Annotated in this window: 17 protein-coding genes; all 17 read right to left on the bottom strand. The window is 65.2% G+C overall.

The genetic code is table 11. The features are described 5' to 3' along the window. Window positions 1-82: 82 nt before the first annotated feature. The 17 genes from MYCSM_RS08710 to MYCSM_RS08630 all read right to left on the bottom strand — a co-directional run bounded on the left by MYCSM_RS08710 (window position 83) and on the right by MYCSM_RS08630 (window position 15972). Window positions 83-430, bottom strand: coding sequence for a hypothetical protein (locus MYCSM_RS08710; protein WP_015305782.1), 348 nt, complete (start codon window positions 428-430; stop codon window positions 83-85). 22 nt (window positions 431-452) lie between these two features. Beyond that, window positions 453-1415, bottom strand: coding sequence for an isopropylmalate/homocitrate/citramalate synthase (locus MYCSM_RS08705; protein WP_015305781.1), 963 nt, complete (start codon window positions 1413-1415; stop codon window positions 453-455). Continuing rightward, window positions 1412-2635, bottom strand: a complete 1224-nt coding sequence (locus MYCSM_RS08700) for a CaiB/BaiF CoA transferase family protein (protein WP_015305780.1) — start codon at window positions 2633-2635, stop codon at window positions 1412-1414. The genes MYCSM_RS08705 and MYCSM_RS08700 overlap by 4 nt, the downstream gene beginning before the upstream one ends. Before the next feature lie 48 nt (window positions 2636-2683). Further along, on the bottom strand, window positions 2684-3595 hold the full coding sequence (locus MYCSM_RS08695) for a fumarylacetoacetate hydrolase family protein (protein ID WP_232425745.1): 912 nt from the start codon (window positions 3593-3595) through the stop codon (window positions 2684-2686). Window positions 3596-3612: 17 nt separating this feature from the next. After that, a complete protein-coding gene (locus MYCSM_RS08690; protein WP_015305778.1) occupies window positions 3613-4056 on the bottom strand; it encodes a hypothetical protein in 444 nt (147 codons plus the stop codon). Then, window positions 4038-5117, bottom strand: a complete 1080-nt coding sequence (locus tag MYCSM_RS08685; RefSeq protein ID WP_015305777.1) for a hypothetical protein — start codon at window positions 5115-5117, stop codon at window positions 4038-4040. The genes MYCSM_RS08690 and MYCSM_RS08685 overlap by 19 nt, the downstream gene beginning before the upstream one ends. A 256-nt stretch (window positions 5118-5373) precedes the next feature. Further along, window positions 5374-5706, bottom strand: coding sequence for a TetR family transcriptional regulator C-terminal domain-containing protein (locus tag MYCSM_RS08680; protein ID WP_051073723.1), 333 nt, complete (start codon window positions 5704-5706; stop codon window positions 5374-5376). A gap of 340 nt (window positions 5707-6046) precedes the next feature. Beyond that, window positions 6047-6535 (bottom strand): CAP domain-containing protein, encoded by a 489-nt coding sequence (locus MYCSM_RS08675; RefSeq protein ID WP_015305775.1) that lies wholly within the window; start codon window positions 6533-6535, stop codon window positions 6047-6049. Further along, on the bottom strand, window positions 6532-6885 hold the full coding sequence (locus MYCSM_RS08670; RefSeq protein ID WP_015305774.1) for a DUF732 domain-containing protein: 354 nt from the start codon (window positions 6883-6885) through the stop codon (window positions 6532-6534). Before MYCSM_RS08670 ends, MYCSM_RS08675 begins: the two co-directional genes overlap by 4 nt. Window positions 6886-6906: 21 nt before the next feature. Beyond that, on the bottom strand, window positions 6907-7482 hold the full coding sequence (locus MYCSM_RS08665; protein WP_015305773.1) for a hypothetical protein: 576 nt from the start codon (window positions 7480-7482) through the stop codon (window positions 6907-6909). Window positions 7483-7519: 37 nt separating this feature from the next. Then, window positions 7520-8158 (bottom strand): hypothetical protein, encoded by a 639-nt coding sequence (locus MYCSM_RS08660; RefSeq protein ID WP_015305772.1) that lies wholly within the window; start codon window positions 8156-8158, stop codon window positions 7520-7522. A gap of 14 nt (window positions 8159-8172) precedes the next feature. Next, window positions 8173-9657: an MCE family protein gene (locus MYCSM_RS08655; protein WP_015305771.1), complete on the bottom strand. Its 1485-nt coding sequence runs from the start codon at window positions 9655-9657 to the stop codon at window positions 8173-8175. Between the two features lies 1 nt (window position 9658). Then, window positions 9659-10792 carry a virulence factor Mce family protein gene (locus MYCSM_RS08650; RefSeq protein ID WP_015305770.1) on the bottom strand — a complete coding sequence of 378 codons (1134 nt, stop codon included), beginning with the start codon at window positions 10790-10792 and terminating at the stop codon, window positions 9659-9661. Further along, a complete protein-coding gene (locus MYCSM_RS08645) occupies window positions 10789-12144 on the bottom strand; it encodes an MCE family protein (protein WP_015305769.1) in 1356 nt (451 codons plus the stop codon). The genes MYCSM_RS08650 and MYCSM_RS08645 overlap by 4 nt, the downstream gene beginning before the upstream one ends. Continuing rightward, on the bottom strand, window positions 12141-13487 hold the full coding sequence (locus tag MYCSM_RS08640; protein WP_015305768.1) for an MCE family protein: 1347 nt from the start codon (window positions 13485-13487) through the stop codon (window positions 12141-12143). The genes MYCSM_RS08645 and MYCSM_RS08640 overlap by 4 nt, the downstream gene beginning before the upstream one ends. Next, window positions 13484-14512: an MCE family protein gene (locus MYCSM_RS08635; protein ID WP_015305767.1), complete on the bottom strand. Its 1029-nt coding sequence runs from the start codon at window positions 14510-14512 to the stop codon at window positions 13484-13486. The genes MYCSM_RS08640 and MYCSM_RS08635 overlap by 4 nt, the downstream gene beginning before the upstream one ends. Beyond that, complete coding sequence (locus MYCSM_RS08630; RefSeq protein ID WP_015305766.1) at window positions 14509-15972, bottom strand: MCE family protein; 1464 nt, start codon at window positions 15970-15972, stop codon at window positions 14509-14511. Before MYCSM_RS08630 ends, MYCSM_RS08635 begins: the two co-directional genes overlap by 4 nt. Between the last annotated feature and the right edge of the window lie 2 nt (window positions 15973-15974).

Genomic DNA, 15974 nt, shown 5'->3' with positions numbered 1-15974 from the left:
AGCGCTGATCGAGAGAAACGTCTCAGGGGCGACCGCGCGCACGCCAGACACCCGTAGACAACACGGATCGGTGATGGCCGGCTCAGCTCTGATCGCGCCATTCGAATAACGGCTCAACGTTTGTCGGCACCCGACCCGACGGCATCAGCGCTTCGAACCGCGGGTTGAACCAGCGAGTGAAATCGGTCGGCGGGTACGCCCGGATCCGGCGTCGCACCTCGCCTGGATCGTCGATGTCGCAGTCGAGATGAACCAGCAGCAGTGCGCCACCGTCCTCGGTCGGCTGCAGGTGCATGCTTTCGCGTACGTAGCCGACCGCGCGGGCTCGATCCGCCAGTCCGTCGACATCGTTTGCCAAATCGGCTGCCAGCGAGCGCATCTGCGCCACCTGCTCGGCGTTGAGTGCCACCGCGAACGTCGTCATTGCCATGGTCGATCTCCCGTGTCCCCAGCTAATTACTGGTGCTCTCGGTTGTTCTCGTCGTCTCCCGCCGCACTTCGGGCGCCCACGGGAATGGTCCGACTGTGGCGCGCGCCCCTTCGACGGCGCGTGAGCGGTTCTGCTCGCCCAACTGGTCGAGCAGCCGCTCGGACAGCGCAACCAGTGCGTGGAAGGTGTCCGGCCGAAGTGCGCGTGGTTGCGCGGCGAACAGCAGATCCTCGATCGCGGTGTTGCCGCTCGCCCCGGGAGCAAACGGACACCCGCCCAGGGCACCGAGCGTGCCGTCGACGAACGCAGCTCCGGCCTGCAGCGCTGCCAATGAGTTGGCCACGCCCAGTCCCCAGGTGTCGTGGCCGTGGAAGGCGATGCGTTCGGGCACCAGCTCCTGGCTGACAGCTGTCACCAGTTCGGCCACTTGATGCGGCACCGCCTGCCCGATGGTGTCGGCGAGCACGACGTGGCTGACGCCGGCGACCCGTTCGTCGGTGATGATCGAGAGCACCCGGTCAGGATCGACGGGGCCCTCGAACGGGCAGGTGAAGCTCGTGGCCAGTGCCAGTTGAACGGTAGCGCCGAGTTCTTTGGCCACCAGCACGGCTGCGGCCAGCCCGTCGAGACTGCGCTGCACCGAGCGGTTGACGTTGGCCTGGTTATGGGACTCGGAGGCCGAAAAGCAGAACTGGAACCGAGTGGCTCCGGCATCGGCGGCCCGGATAAGTTGGCGCGGCACCGCGACCCAGATCCAGCAATGCTCGAGCTCCTCGGCGGACAGAAGCGAGATCACCTCGGTGGTGTTGGCCATCGGCGGGACCAGATCCGGCCGCGCCATCGAGCCGATTTCCAGTTCCGGCACGCCGAGCTCGAACAGGCGGCGGATCAGCGCAACTTTCGACTCGGCGTCGACAAGCTTGCCGGTGAGTTGCAGCCCATCGCGCAGGGTGACATCGCGGAACTGCGCCATCGAGGCAGTCATGCCGAGCCCTGTCCGCGGTCCCCGACCGCAGCGGCGATGTCTTCTTCGCTCATGCCGAGCAGGCCGGACAGGACGTCGTCGGTGTGCTCGCCGAGATTCGGGCCGATCGAGCGGATCGGCACCGACACCGCGTCCAGGACGGGCACCACGCCCGGGAAGCCGACGTCTCGGATGGTGCCTGCGCCCGTCGCGACGTCGAAATACTGAATCATTCCGCGGGCGCGCAGCTGCTCGTCGTTGGCGAGATCGGCGGCGGTGTAGATCGGCCCGGAGGGGACGCCGGCCTGCTGCAGCCGATCAAGCGCATCCGCCGATGTGGTCGCGCCGACCCACTGACCGATGGCCTCATCAAGGTCGTCACGGCGTCGCCAGCGGCCTGCGTTATCCGATAGTTCCGGGTCGGCGGAAAGGTCGTGGCGACCGATCACGTCCATCAAGCGGCGGAAGATTGCGTCGCCGTTGCCGGCGATGACAACGCTCGTCCCGTCGGCACACACGTACGCACTGGACGGGGCGATGCCCTCCAGTCGTGCACCGGTCCTCTGCCGCACGACGCCGAACGCGTCGTAGTCGGGGATCAGCGATTCAGTCACCGACAGCACAGCCTCGTTGAGGGCGACGTCGATGGCCGGGGATGGTGCTGCGTGTGGCCGGCGACCGCGGTCGAACAGCGTCATGACGACACCGAAGGCGGCGTAGATCCCGGCCAGTGTGTCACCGATCGACACACCGACCCGCGAGGGCGGGCGGTCCGGCTCCCCGACAAGCGCCCGCAGCCCGCCGTACGCCTCGGCGATCGCCGCGAAGCCGGGCATGTGCGCCATGGGGCCCGTCTGGCCAAACGCCGAGATTCGCGCAACAACCAGGTCAGGATTGACGTCGGTGAGAACGTCCGGGCCGATGCCCCACCGCTCGAGTGTGCCCGGCCGGAAATTCTCCAGCACGACGTCGCTGTGGCGGGCCAGCCCCACCACGGCTCGGCGTCCAGGCGCACTGGCCAGGTCAAGGACGATGGACTTCTTGTTCCGGTTGATCGTCCGGTACAGCATGGAGGTGTCACCGTCGTAGAGCCGCCAGCGTCGTATCTCGTCGCCGCTGCCCGGACGCTCGACCTTGATCACCTCCGCGCCGAAATCGGCGAGCAGTCGACCGGCGGTTGGCGCAGCGATGTAGTTGCCGAGTTCCAGAACACGCACCCCGTCCAGCGGAAGCGAACCCATCAGGTCGCCCGAAGGCCGGTCGGCCCGGCTGTGTGATTCACCGGCGGCTCAGCCATCGACGGTCGCCCGATCGTCGCTGACCCTGTCCCGAACGGGGGTCAACTGGCGGGGAGCCTGCGGGCCGGAATCGGCGCCGCGCGTGGGACACGGGACCGCGCCCTGTGCGCTGACCGTGACACTCAATGTCCCGATCCGATCGATCGACACCTCCACGGTGTCTCCGTCGGAGATCACGCCCACTCCCGCGGGTGTTCCGGTGGTGACGATGTCCCCGGGTTCGAGAGTGGTGACGGAGGACGCATAACTGACGAAAGTCGGTACATCCCAAATCAGTTCGGCGATGTCGGCATCCTGGCGCAGCACACCGTTGACCGAACACCGCAGTGTCAGCTCCGCGAGGTCGCCGACCTCGTCTGGGGTGACGAGATACGGGCCGACCGGGGTGAAGGTGTCGAACGACTTGCGAGCCGAGCGGTCTTCGCCGCCGCGCATGGTGATGTCGAGCAGGCAGGTGAATCCCGCGACATAGTCGGCATAGTCGTCGGGGTCGATGCGGCTCGCCCGTTTCTTGATCACGACGGCGAGTTCGCCCTCCTGATCGAATCTCCGGTCGGTGTAGGGCAACTGGACCGTGCCGCCGTGGGCCAGCACCGATGTCGGGGACTTGAGGAAGAACCCGAGCGCTGACACGTTGCCCAGCTGCTTCATCTCTTCTTGGTGATCGGTGTAGTTCACGGGCGCCGCAACGATTTTGCCCGGACGCGAGACGAGCGGCAGAAACGAGGGCTGCCCCTCGACCAGGGGCTGCGCCGCGATCACGTCGCGGTCCAGATCGTCGAGGACACCGATGATCTGCACGAGGGGATCTGCAGTGGTGTGCGGGACTGGAAGTTGACCGCTGAGATCGCGAAGGCCGTCGTCGGTCACCGCGACCACGATCGGCGCTCCCTGATGGTTCACGCTTGCAAAACGCATGCCTAGCCTTTCGGCGCTGGAGGGGACTGTGCCGAAACACCAAGGTTCCGAGGATCTTTGGCGCGCCGGTGAACGTCTTGGACCAGGCGGATCGCCTGGCCGACGGCGCAGGTGAGGTTGTGCTTGGATTTCTCCTCGGGCGCGACGAGCAGCCCGGCGTACATCGCTTCGCCCATCGTCAGCGCGCCTGCGAAGATGCCTTCGAACACTTGCTGATCGCCGCGCAGCTCCAGCGTCCAGTAGCCGATCGCGGCGTCGGCTCCCGCCGCTCTGACGACGCCGGGCCAACCCTCGTGGAACGGCACGATGAGGCGCTCCTGCGGTGTGGTGATCATCAGCTCGACGGGGTAGGCAACAAGCGGGGCGCGTGCCGCCGGCGCGGAGTCCAGGGCCGAGAAGAACTCCCCTGCCTGGTCGATCAGCGCGATCACGCCGGCGTCAGCCATGCGGTTCCTCCGAATCTCTCGCAGAGTTCGATGATCTCGGCGTCGGGCTGATCGGCCATGACAAGGCGCCCGTCCTTGACGACGGTCACATCGCCTGCGGTAATCGTCGGCCGCTTGACGACACCGAACATCGGTGTCGCGCTGCTCGGGTCGGTCCCACCGAGCAGCTGGTTGCCGCCCATGGCGATGAAGAACGTGCCTGCGCGTCGAGACCACGACATGATGTTCACCGCCCGCGCCACATCGGATCGCGAAACTGCGGGCAGTAGCGGGACTTTCGGGTTGAGGCCGAAGCCGCACTCGGCGAGGCGAGTGGCGTTGCGGGCAGATTGCGCGGTTTTCCACATGAAGTCCGCCTCGGGTCCTCCGGATATACCGGTTACCCATCCGTCCTTGATCGTGAAGACGATCGGCTCGCTCGGGATGTCGAAAGTCAGCGCCGCATCGAGCACGAGCCGGCCGTTGCCGGTGTAGTTGAGATCTCCGAACACCGTTGTCGCGCCCGGGAACGTGCCGATGTAGCCGGGCACCGCCGGTCCCGACTCGTAGGGTCGCGGTCCGATGTACGCCCCGATCGTCCCGGGGATCGGCTCCACCCGGAAGTCGCTGCCCTTGTCATCGGTGATGTGCAGCGCGGGGTTCTCACGGACGATCTTCTGCGCCCGGGTACCGAACAGGTAGATGAGCTCGTTGGGCACCAGCGCCGATTCTGCGATCAACGCCTCGGGTTCGGGCCGGACCAGAAGGTAGCGCGTGCCGTAGTCGAAGGACGCCAGAAAGCCGGCCTCGGAATGGGAGGTGGGGCCGCCGAAGTCGTAGAGCATGTCGGTCGCCTTGATCGCCGCGGCGACCACGGGATTGAGCGGTTGGCCGAGCTTCGTGGGCTCCTTGACGAGCACGCAGACCTCGGCGCCGACGCTCTTCGCGGCGAAACTGATCGCCTCGATGACGTGATCGTCCATCCCGTGCTCCGTCAGGAGCAGGACCGTCTCACCCGCTTGGACGTTTCCGAAGCGAATGCAGTTGGCGGCCCCAGCGGCAAGCCGCAGTAGTTCGTTCATTCTCCGCTTTCTCGACTCGCAACAGACGAGTTATTCTGCCATATCGAACCATCGCCTGCTATACGGAACACGTGTACGGTACCGACGCGGGCGGGGCTGAGTCAACCAAGGCGAGTCGCACGCACCCCCACACCGTTGGCAGTCGGCGATGCCCGCGGCGGTCCCAGCATGAACCGTTGTCACGTGCCGAAATAGGTAAGTGTCTGGGGCCGGTCGACCGATTCACTCGACGCACACCTAGAACACACCGCATTGATCAGGTGGTCGGCAAGAGCGGTTCGAGGATGCGGGCGAGTCGGGTCGGGTCGGGGACGACTTCGGGATCCAGGAGCCATTGCACGAACAGACCGTCAGCGACAGCGACAAGTACCGCTGACAGCGCTTCGGGATCGGTGATCAATACGTTGTGCCCCTGGCTCTCCGACGTCACGAGAACCACAGTGCCAGCGCGAAATTCGCGGTAGTACCCAGCGAGTTGGTCACGTAGCTCACGTAGCTGAGGCGATCGCTGCGCCTGGGTCCACGCTTCCAGGTAGCCGATCGCGATCGGTCGGCCCTGCTCGATGGTGTGGTGCGCGGCAGTGATCACCTGCTCACAGCGACTACCACCCCGTGGCGCGGTCGTCGCGGCAACATCTGCGAGTTGGCCCCTCGCGGGTTGTCTATTCGGCGTGTCATCTGTGTGACTGCCTCACAGAGCTCCTTTGCTCTCGCTATGCATCCCACCGCTTCGTCAGCAGGTCCAACCGCGGTATGTCGCGGCGGCCCATCGCCGAGGGCACCAACCCAGATTCGACCTCAGCGTCTGCCTTGGCCTGCGCCTGGATCATGAGGCAAACCCCAAGCACCACAGCCAAAATCGCGCGCAAGACCACTATCCCCAACCGCATGTGTGCACGACCTCTTCGGACTCTCGGGTTCGCCACCCGTCAGCTCGAAGCGGGCTGACCGTAGACGGCGACCACCACACTTCGACTCAGGCTGTTCTCTGACCACACGCCGATCTGAGTGCTTGCGCAATCGGCCATGACGCCGTAGGTCGCCGGGTCGTAGTACCACAAGTTCAGAATGTCGAGGTTGTTGATGGCCAGAGCCGGGTTGATCGCGACGGTCTCGCGTACTGTGCCGCGATACCCGGCGGCGTTCGCGCGGTCTTGGGGTGTCGAACCGTCGGTGCCGGCGTTGCCGTCGAGCGCAACGTTGTTCAGAACGTCGTCGGTGTGCCACTGCGCGGCGAGCTGCAGCTGTGGACTGATTTTGATGGTGGTGGTGCAGCCGGCCTGCTGGTGGATCGTGTCGATGTTGGCAACGACGCCGCTGTTGAGGCGTTTGTTGTCAGCCTGGGCGTGCGGAGCGGTCACCGTCGCCGCAGTCAAACCGACCGCCAAGATCGTCAGCGCTGCACAGGGTGTGGTCATGGCTGTCCCCCGCGGTATCCGGCGGCTGATTTTCGCAACTGCCAGATCAGCGTTGGACACAGTTCATTGGCGGCCTGGTTGACCAGGTATGCGGCTTGGTAGTCATCTGTGCTGTCGAAGTCGGTCTTGACGTCGCTGATGATCTGCCCATAACCGATACCGAGATCGACCTTGTCGCAAATGCCGTGCCCGTAGGCAAGGGCCTGATCGGCGTTGGCGAAGTTATAGCCAGGGCGCACTGTGACATTCACCAGATACGCCACCGCGTCGGCGTGCGCGTCGGCCGGAGAGGCCAGGGAAGTCGCCGCGACCCCGACGAGCGCCGCAGCGACGGATAAGTTGCCCTTCATCGCAGAGTTCCTTTGTTCTCGTTATACCGGCGTGAAGTCCGAGATGAGCCAACGGCTATCGACCCTGTCCAGCGTGACTTTCACACTCGACGCGGTGTCGGTGGGCGGCTGGCTGCCGATGGTTGTGGTCTGGTCGACGAAAACGATGACGACCGCACGATTCTCGGTCGCCGACACCGACGCCGCGGCGGGGACGGTTGCGACCGCGGAGACACCCTTCTGCAGCGCACCAGGGATCACCACATCGTGGACAAGCGCGCTGTAGGAGTCGCGGAACGCTCCGGTGAGTCGGTCTCGCGCCGCACCGAGATCCTTTTCCGCCGTGTCCGGTGTGTAGGAGAGCATCGCGATGGCGCCTTCGGTCGCGGCCCGCACCGACTGGGTCCGCGCCAGGGTGCTCTGATGTGCGATGCCGCTCTGCCACTTCAGGTATCCCGCACCCAGAGCCGACAGCAGGGCCAGGGCAGGTAGTACGCCATAGACGAGCGCGCGCCGCCAACTGCCGGTGGCCCTGCCAGCCGTGGCGTCGTGGTCAACGTCGACTGTGCGCGCCGGCGCGACGTCGCGTTCGGCGGTGTCCTCAGACAGGGCGGTCATCGGGCCTGCTCCCCTGGTCGATGCATCGTCGGATCTTTCACGGCACGAATTGGACGTTGGATATCTTGACGCCAGGTCCGGCGTCGGCGACATCGATGCGCATCCGCCACAGCCGTGGTTGTTGTTCTGCCGCACCGGCATTCGACGTCTTCACCGAGACGGCGACAAGCACCTGCGCCGTGTCGCCCTGAAGCGACTCGAGACCGGCGGCGGTGACCGTGCCCACCGTGTCGGTTTGCGCCTGCTTCACCACGGCGATGAACTGCTGTGAGCGATTTTGGAAATCGTCGTGAAAGGCACCGGTCGTCGAATCGAGGATCCGGACCACATCATGGTCGGCCGAGGTGTGGTTGATGGTGGTCAGGTTCACCGCAGCTTGGCGTGCTGTCTGAATGAACTGCGCAACCTGCTGCTGGTTGTGATGCGACTGAGACAGATTCAGCCCGAGCCACCCACAGACGCCGGCGAGCGTGACGACCGTGATCACACCGAACGCGAACGCCGCCCGAAGGCCCAAGCCCCGAACTGGCGGTCGCTGCCCCGGCTCGTCGCGGTCACCATCGGCGTGATCGTCGCCGTCCACGGTTTCGGCGGCCGCCGCATCGGCTCCGTGTTCAGCGTCGGCATCCCGGTCATGCAGCGGTGCCTGCTCGCTGGTGTCAGCGTCGACTGTCATCTGGACTCCCCTCCTCACGCTGGCGGAGTCAGCAGTGACTGCCACGTCTTGGGTGATGCTGCGCTTTGAGCGAGATCGGTTTGGGTGTAGCGCTTTCCGTCCGGTCCGATGTATGAGCCCGTGGCCGGGTCATATTGGGCGACCGCGGCCGGCGGTGGGCTGGGCGGTGGCATCGACGCCTGCGGCGCGGCGGGTGATCCGCCGGGCGCGACCGGCACGGCAGACCCTGGCGGCAGCTGGGGAACGTCCTGACCCGACAATGTAGCGTTGGGGTCACCCTTCCAGTTGAAGCCGTCGTTGAGCGGTACGTAGTTCTCGTCGCTTTCACACATCTTCACCGTCGGAGCGCGTTTGCCCGGCCTTGTCTCGCACGGAATGTTCCTGGCGCCACGCACGTTGATCGGCGAGTCCTGCGGGATCCGGCAGTACAGGTCGCCGGGGGGCCGATCCGGGTAGTCCTGCTCGGCGGCTGATCTCTGCTGCTGGGGTGGAAGGAAGCCGGTCATGCATGGGGAGGGCAGGTTGAAGTTCATGTTGAAGTTCAGGCCGAACCCGCGATACGGGGTGTTGACGGCGGAATCGGCAAGCGACGTAGCTTGCAGCAATTGGACGCCTATCGGCATCAGTACCAGCAGCTGCTCGAGGTTCGGCTGATAGGTGACCAGCACGGGTGCCACGCTCACAAGGTTCGCCAGCACGATCGGCAGTGTCGGCTGGAGCCGGTCAAGCAGCGCTCGGGTCTCGTCTACTGCTGCGGGACCGTGTTCCAGCACCCCGGTGACGTCGATGTCGTGCGACTGCAGCTGGCCGGTAACGGTGGCCAGCTGCGCGGCCCAGGCCCGTACTGCGTCGGGCGGGTGGGTGTTCGTGTCCAGCAGCGGTGCGGAGTTGTCGGCCAGGTTGGTCAGTTCGTTCAGGTTCGCGCGGGCGTCTGTGGCTAGAGCGGTGGATCCCTTGACGATTCGGGCGATTTCAGGCCCCAGCCCGCCGACGGCGGTATAGGACTCGTCGATCACCGTCTTGAGGTTGTCTCCAGGGATCGCCTGCAGGCCGCGATTGGTGGCATCGAGCAACGAGTTGATATCGGGAGGTACCGACGCCCGGATGACGTCACCGTTCTTCAGCGGCGTCGAAGTGTTGTTGCGCGGCAACAACTCCACGTACTGCTCGCCGACCGCTGTCTGACTGTGCACTTCGGCGTCGAGATCTGACGGCACCGCAACACTGGACTTCAGCGACAGGATCGCCTCGGCCCCATCGTCGGTCAGGTGAACATCCTTGACTTGGCCAATCTCGGTGCCGCGGTAGGTGACGTTGGCGCGCGGATACAGACCGCCCGAGTTGGCCAGGGCGACGGTGACCTCGTAACGGCCGGCGCCGAACAAGAGGCTCGGAAGACGCATGTAGGCCAGCGAGATGATCGACGCCGCGGTGACGGTGATGACGACGAACACGGCCAGCTGGATGCCGGTCTTCTTTCTGATGTGCAGTGCGGGCATGTCACGGCCCCTGGTCGAAGTGGTAGGGAGCCACCAACGGGTTGCCCGCGGTGTAGGGGCTGGGGATTTGGCCGATCGTGCGGCCCCACTGCAATTCGAGTTCGGTCAGGTCGCCTTCCCAGCGGGTGCCGGTGAAGAACGCCGAGTCCAGCCGGCTCAACGTGAAGTCGAAAACTGTGTTCGCGTTGGCGAAGTCACCGCGGAACCACTTCGTGACGTGCTCCTTCACCCACGGGAAGGTGGTCAGCACGCTCAGCGAGCGGGTCAGGGCAGGACCCGAGTCGGCCAGTGACTGCAGCACCGGTCCGAGTGCGTTGAACTCTTTGACGAGGCTGTCCTTCGTCTGGTTCACCGAGTCGGCGGCCAATGCGCTGAACTTGCCCAGCGTGTCGAACGCATCGGCGAGGTGCTGGCGCTGGTCCTTGAGGACCGACAGCGCGTCGGGGATGGTCTTGAGCGCCTTGTCGAGCACCGGTTTCTGGTCGGCGACCTGCGCGACCAGGTGATTGAAACTGTCGGTGGCGGCGATGATGTCGTCGATCTGGTCGTTGAGGTAGGAGATGAACTTGTCGAATTGTTCAATGAGGCTGCGCAGATCGTTTTCACGTCCGCCAAACGCTGTGCTCAACGCCTGGGTGATGTCCTGGATCTGGCCGATCCCGCCGCCATTGAACAGCATCGAGATCGCGGCGAGGGTCTTCTCGGTTGTCGGATAGGTACTCGCCGACGACAACGGGATCAGTGCTCCGCCGTGCAGCCTGCCCACCGGCGCGGTGTTCGTGGGCGGCGCCAGCTCGATGTGCTTGGACCCCAGCAGGCTGGTCTGGCCGACCGTGGCGGTCGCGTTGGCGGGCAACGTCACATCGGCATTGATCGACATCGTGACCAGCGCATGCCAGTCCTGACGTTCGATGTTCGTCACGGTGCCGACCGTGACGTCGCCGACGCGGACGCGGGAATTGCGCTGCATCGTGTCGACGTCGGGCAACTGGGCCTGAATGGTGTACGAACCGGCGCCGTGCCCCTGGGTGCCGGGCAACGGCAGCGAGTTGGCACCCTCCCAGTCACAGGCGCAGAGTATGACGGCGAGGATGGCTCCAAGCGCTGTCAGGCTGGCGGCGCGGCGCCGGATCATGACCCCGCTCCCTGCGGGATCATCATGCCCTGCAAGCCATTTGCCGGGTCGGTCTGCTGCACATCGGCGGCCGGCTGCGCGGCATCGGGTGGCGGCGCACCGGGCGCCTCGGCGGCAAGGGGTGCCCCCGCTGGTGGCGTCGGCGCATCCGCAGCTGGCGCGGCCGCCGGTGGCTGCGGCGGGACATAATCCGGGCGCATCCAGTCTTCGCTGTACGTCAGCTCATTGGGCCGGGCCATCGCGCTGACGAAGGGGTTTATCCCCAACGGCGGGAAGTTGTATTGGCGGTTCTTGAAGATCGGTGCCAGGTACTGCACGCACAGCTTGGCCGACTGCTCGGCGCCTAGCCGCGAGGCGGCCTGGATAGCGTCACAGACGAATGTTATTGGGTTTTGGAACATGTTCAGGACCATCGCGCCGGACACCGCCGCTTTGGCCGGTTGGTAAATGTTGACGTAGTTCTGGATGGCGTTCGGGGCGACGTGCAGGGTCTGCTTGAGATCATCGAGACTTTGTACGACCGCGCCGCTGATCGAGGCCGCCTTGTCCGACGCGGTGCCGAGGGTGTCGCGGTTGGCGGCCACGAAGCTTCGTACATCGCCGACGACGGCGTTGACGTCGCGGATGGCGTCGCCGACTTCGGTGGGCTGGTTGGAGAGCAGATCGGTGGCCGTGGCCACGTGCTGATTCAACTGCCGGATCGCCGTTGTGCTGTCCTGCAGCGCCGTCACAAGGATCGACAGGTTCTTGACGGTGCTGAAAATGTCCTGGCTGTGATCGCCGATGGCCGAGAAGGCCGCCGACATCTCGATGATGGCTTGCCGGATGGTCGCACCCTGGCCGCGCAGGTTGTCCGCGGCAGTGTTGACGAGAGCGCCCAGTGTGCTGACGCCGCCGGGTTGGGTCGGTTGCAGTGTCGCGCTGAGCTTTTCGAGCTGTTGGCGCAGGTCGTCGAATTCCACCGGAACGGCCGTGCGTTCGGCAGGGATGACGGCGTCCGCGGCCATCACCGGTCCGCCGGTGTACGCCGGTGTCAGTTGGATGGCGCGCGCCGGCACGAGAGACGGTGACAGGATCACCGCTTTGGCATCTGCGGGTACTTTATATTTGGCGTCGTACCAAAAGCTGATCTTGACGCGTGCGCCCTGAGGCTCGATGCGATCGATCTTGCCGACGGGTACACCCAGGATCTCCACGTTGTCGCCGACGAATACGCCGTTGCTGTTGGCGAAATACCCGACCACCTGAGTCCGGTTGGTCTCGTCGCTGGACCGCAACGCCACGAACACTCCCGCGACCAACGTCACCGCCAACGCGGCCGCCAGCACGATTCTCCACCGGCGCGCGTTCATTGACCTGCCCCTTCTGGTGCGGGTGCCGGGGTCGCCCCGGGCAGCGGATCTGACACCGGCGACGGCGACGGCGGTGGCCCGGCCGACACCGCGGCGGGTGGTCCTGGCGGCGGTCCACCTGGGGGCGGCGCGGGAAGCGGGGGGCGGTAGGGGTAGCAGCCAGTCGGGCCGGGCAGCGGCAATCCGGGCGGACCGCAGCCCTCATCGCCCGGGTTGCCCGTAATCGCATCGGGCAGAGTCATATTCGGTTCCCCGCCTTGACCCGTGCGGGGGTAGGGAATGGGCAGCGCGGGGGTGCCACGCTGACCGGTCTGCGGATCATGCCGCTGCGACGGCAACAACGTCGCCGGATCCAGGCCAAGATCGGAGAATGCCGCGTCGACGAAGGGCTGGATGAACTGGCCCGGCAGCAGGTTGGCGATGTAGGCCTTGAAGAACGGGCCACCCGACGCCGCTTCGCCCAGTGACAACAGGTACGGGTTGAGTTTTCTGATGGAGTCCTGCAGCTGAGACTTGCGGTTGTCGACGATGGCCAGGACGCCGTTGAGTTTGTCGAGGGCGGGCTTGAAGGTGTCACGGTTCTCGGAGATGAAGCCCTTGATCTGGTCGGCGAGGGCCGAGACATTGCGCGACACCTGGTCCAGGGCCGAGCTCTGCTGAAGCAATTCAGCCAGCAGCGCGTTGGTGTTGGTGATGAGGCCGACCACCTGATCGCTGCGGTCGGCCAGCACCGCCGTGGCCTTGTTGGCGTTGGCGAGCAGTTGGCGTAGCTGCGTGTCGCGGGTGTTGAGGGTGTCGGAGAACCGTGTGATGCCTTGCAGCGCAACCTTTAACGTCGGCGGGGTGTCTTTGAAGGTTTCCGACAGGGTGGCCAGCGACTGCGAGAGCTGGTCGGTGTTGAGGCCGCTGATCGTCATCGAAAGATCACCCAGCGCGTCGGGTAGCTGATAGGCCGACTGCGTCCTGTCGACCGGGATCGGGCCGCGCAGCGCGGTGTCGCCGCGCGGGGTGAGCTCCAAGATTTTGGCGCCGAGTACGGTCTTGGTCTTGATCGCTGCCTCGGTGCGATCGCCCAGCGCGATGTCCTTGTCGAGGTTGAACGTGACGAGCACCCGGGGCCCGTCGAGGCCGATGCTTTCCACCTCGCCGACCTTGAGTCCTGAAACCTGCACCGCCGCACCGGAAATCAGGCCGCCGGCTTCAGCGAAATACGCCGAGGACTCCTTGGTTTGGTTGACGAACGGCAGCTTGTCATAGTTCATGGCCACGGTGGCGATCGCGACCAGCAGTCCGACGCCGATGGCTCCCGTGACGACGGGGTTGCGCTCCGTGAATGACTTCATTTCGGTGCACACCGCCCGCTGGCCTGGCCGGCGACCTTGATGTACACAGGCTGTCCCCCTTTGCCGTTGACCTTGAACAGGATGTCGCAGAGGTAGAAGCCGAAGAAGTCGCCGTAGAGGGCCTGCCTGCCCAGCGCTTGGTAGGCCTCCGGCAGCGTCGCCAGGAGGTTGTCCAGGTAGTCGTGATCGGCCACCACGATGCCTGCCGAGCGGTCGGTCTCGTGGATTACCTTCTGGATCGCCGGACGTGTCTGTGACAGCAGATCGGCGATGGAGCCGGCCGCGGCGTTGGCGTAGGCCACCGAATTGCTGATGTCCTGTTTGCGGTCGGCCAGTGTGGAGACCAGTTGGGCCAGCGAGTCGACCGCCTTTGCGAACTGGGTGTTTTGGTCGCCGAGCGAACCCAGCACGGTGTTGAGGTTGACGATGACCTGTCCGATCAGCTGGTCGCGGTCTGCGAGCATATTGGTCAGCGCGGCGGTGTGCTCGAAGAAGGAGCCGATGGTGTCACCTTGTCCCTGGAAGGCGGCGATCAGTTGGCTCGACAACGCGTTGACCTGATCGGGATCCAGCGCCCGGAACAAAGGCCGGAACCCGCCAATGAGTGCGTCCAAGTCCAAGGCCGGTGAGGTGTTCGACGGCGGGATCTTGTCACCTGGCTTGAGTCGGGCGCTGGGCCCGGCGCCGTCCTCCAGCGCCAAGTAGCGGCCACCGATGAGGTCGGCGTAGCGGATCACGGCCCTGGTGCCCTTCGTCAGCACCACCGAGTCATCGGCGGTGAATTGCACGTCAACCGTCGTGTCTCGTTGCAGCGCAATGTGTGTCACCTTGCCGACCTCGACTCCGGCGATGCGGACGAATTGGCCCTGCTCGAGACCGGACACGTTGGAGAATTCAGCGGTGTAGACGTTTTCGGCTTGGAAGCGTGGCTGGGCGAAGATCGCGAACATCGCGGCCAGGAAGCATAGGCATACCGCCACGAAGACACCGAGGCGCCAGAGGACGCCGGTCAGTCTGTTTCTCATGGCTGTTGCCCGCTCATCCCTTGTGGCCCTGCACTTTCGGTCGAGTTCGCCGCCGGCGGTGGCGGAGGCGGCACGACGAAGGGCTCTGCGCCTGGGGGCAGGTGTGCCGGATCGGGCGGCGGCGAGGTCGACGGCACGCCGGGGGGCAAGCCGGGAAACAACGGCGTGCCGTCTGGTGCGTACCAGGGTGCGCCGTAGGGCGGTCCGCCCGGGACGGCGGGCGCCGGACCGGGCGCGGGGCCACCGGGGTAGCGGATGCTCGGCGGTTCGGGCACCGCACGAGTGACGGGGAAGTAGTCGGCCCAGCCGGGAAAACCGATGCCGGGGTTGGGCCGCCAGTCCACTCCCGTGCCCCACCCGGTGTTGGTGACCAGTTGGCGCACCGGCCAGTTCTTCGACACATCGGGCAACGAGCCACAGCCCGGTTTGCCGCCGGGTCCACCCTTGGCGCCGGTGATCGACAAGTTATCCGGGTACTTGTACGGGTCACTGCCGAACTGCAAAGCACTCGAGATGGTGGCCGCGTAGCCGTTACCGGCCTGGATGTCCGGCTGGTGGTATTTGGTTTGGACGAGGTGGGCACCCACGAGGGCGCACGTCAGTTCGGGGTTGTACTTCAGCAGTAGCGCCGTCGTGGGTTCGAGGTCGTTGAACGCGGGGATGAAGTTGTTCTTGTTGGCGCCCAAAAGCGTGATACCGCTTTGCGAAAGGCCGGTTGCGTTGAGCAACAGCGCGTCGAGCGCCGGCGCGTTTTTGGCCACGGTGATGCTTGTAGTGCTCAACGCATCCAGTACGTGCACTATGTTCTGGGCTGCGCCGCCGTAGGTGTCGCCGAAAGTCTTCAGCGTCCGCCAGTCGTGCCTGATCGTCTCCGCACGCGGATTGAGCGCCAACAGCACCTGGTTCGCGTCGGTGATCGCCTCGCCGATCTTGGGCCCCTGCCCACGCAGGCCCTCAGAGAACGCCGACAGGACACTGTCGAGTTTCGCGGGGTCGATGTGGTTGAGCAGGTTGACCAGATTCTGGAAAACGGTGTTCACCTCGGTCGCGACGTTCAGCGAGGCGATTACCGCCCCGGCGGTGACGCGCTTGGGGCTGGGGTCGCTGGGGTAGACCAGATCGACGTACTTCGCACCAAAAATGGTGCTGGCCCGGATCTGGGCGGCCACGTTGGCCGGGATGTACTTGACCTGATCCGGGTCGATCGCGAGGTCCAGTCGCACCGCATCGGGGACGCTGTGTACGTCGGTGACCTGACCGACCTGCACGCCCCGCAGCTTGACCTTGGCGCCGGGCTCCATGACCAGGCCGGCGCGATCCGATGTCAACACCACCGGGACCGACGAGGTGAACGTCTGCCGGAACTCGCCCAATGTCACGAACACGAATGCGCCTACGAGGACAACGAATATGAGTGCCCACCACCCGGGGCGAAGCTTGCGTCTTGACCGCGATGTCATCG

Origin of the sequence: Mycobacterium sp. JS623, assembly GCF_000328565.1 — a bacterium.
In the GTDB taxonomy this organism is placed as follows: domain Bacteria; phylum Actinomycetota; class Actinomycetes; order Mycobacteriales; family Mycobacteriaceae; genus Mycobacterium.
This window is presented reverse-complemented; position numbering and strand designations above follow the sequence as displayed.

Coding starts and splice junctions, on each gene's coding strand:
- MYCSM_RS08685 (WP_015305777.1), bottom strand. CDS start 5,117: ATGAACGAACTACTGCGGCTTGCCGCTGGGGCCGCCAACTGCATTCGC.
- MYCSM_RS08710 (WP_015305782.1), bottom strand. CDS start 430: ATGGCAATGACGACGTTCGCGGTGGCACTCAACGCCGAGCAGGTGGCG.
- MYCSM_RS08630 (WP_015305766.1), bottom strand. CDS start 15,972: ATGACATCGCGGTCAAGACGCAAGCTTCGCCCCGGGTGGTGGGCACTC.
- MYCSM_RS08650 (WP_015305770.1), bottom strand. CDS start 10,792: ATGATCCGGCGCCGCGCCGCCAGCCTGACAGCGCTTGGAGCCATCCTC.
- MYCSM_RS08700 (WP_015305780.1), bottom strand. CDS start 2,635: ATGGGTTCGCTTCCGCTGGACGGGGTGCGTGTTCTGGAACTCGGCAAC.
- MYCSM_RS08705 (WP_015305781.1), bottom strand. CDS start 1,415: ATGACTGCCTCGATGGCGCAGTTCCGCGATGTCACCCTGCGCGATGGG.
- MYCSM_RS08670 (WP_015305774.1), bottom strand. CDS start 6,885: ATGAAGGGCAACTTATCCGTCGCTGCGGCGCTCGTCGGGGTCGCGGCG.
- MYCSM_RS08660 (WP_015305772.1), bottom strand. CDS start 8,158: ATGACAGTCGACGCTGACACCAGCGAGCAGGCACCGCTGCATGACCGG.
- MYCSM_RS08675 (WP_015305775.1), bottom strand. CDS start 6,535: ATGACCACACCCTGTGCAGCGCTGACGATCTTGGCGGTCGGTTTGACT.
- MYCSM_RS08640 (WP_015305768.1), bottom strand. CDS start 13,487: ATGAAGTCATTCACGGAGCGCAACCCCGTCGTCACGGGAGCCATCGGC.
- MYCSM_RS08690 (WP_015305778.1), bottom strand. CDS start 4,056: ATGGCTGACGCCGGCGTGATCGCGCTGATCGACCAGGCAGGGGAGTTC.
- MYCSM_RS08665 (WP_015305773.1), bottom strand. CDS start 7,482: ATGACCGCCCTGTCTGAGGACACCGCCGAACGCGACGTCGCGCCGGCG.
- MYCSM_RS08635 (WP_015305767.1), bottom strand. CDS start 14,512: ATGAGAAACAGACTGACCGGCGTCCTCTGGCGCCTCGGTGTCTTCGTG.
- MYCSM_RS08655 (WP_015305771.1), bottom strand. CDS start 9,657: ATGCCCGCACTGCACATCAGAAAGAAGACCGGCATCCAGCTGGCCGTG.
- MYCSM_RS08645 (WP_015305769.1), bottom strand. CDS start 12,144: ATGAACGCGCGCCGGTGGAGAATCGTGCTGGCGGCCGCGTTGGCGGTG.